This window comes from Corallococcus sicarius, assembly GCF_003611735.1.
Classification (GTDB): domain Bacteria; phylum Myxococcota; class Myxococcia; order Myxococcales; family Myxococcaceae; genus Corallococcus; species Corallococcus sicarius.
In genome coordinates, this window is the sequence record NZ_RAWG01000746.1 from 1 (window position 1) to 445 (window position 445).

Annotated in this window: 1 pseudogene; it reads right to left on the bottom strand. The window is 73.5% G+C overall.

Annotated features, from left to right (window positions below):
* Positions 1–445: pseudogene (locus D7X12_RS41960) on the bottom strand (IF-2 protein); the annotation flags it as partial.

Below are 445 nucleotides of genomic sequence, written 5' to 3' on the forward strand. Positions count from 1 at the left end.
GGCCGGGGGGCTGGGGGCGGTGCTACAGGGGTGTTGTCCGGGCCGCTCTCGGTGTGGACGGCGCGGCGCAGGGACTCCTCCAGGGCGCGCGCGGCGGGGCCTACATGGGTGAGCATCTGGTTGGCGGCGCGGGCGTGGCGGTTCTCCGTCTCCGCGGCGAGCTTGAGCTGGGCGAGGCCCTCGGAGACGAGCCGGCGCGCGTCCTCCAGCTTCTGGCGGGCCTGGTAGAAGGCCACGTCGGTGAGCATGGACTGGAGGCTGCGGCGCTGCTCCTCCGTGATGCCGGAGAGCTTCTCCGCGCGGCGCAGGTAGTAGAGGCCGCGCTCCACCTTGGGCGGCTCGCCGGACGCGATGCGGGGGCGGGCCAGCGTCTCCAGCAGGGGGAAGAGGGCGCGGTCCAGGTCGTCGCGGTCGGTGAACTTCTGCTGGGAGAGCAGGGTGACGT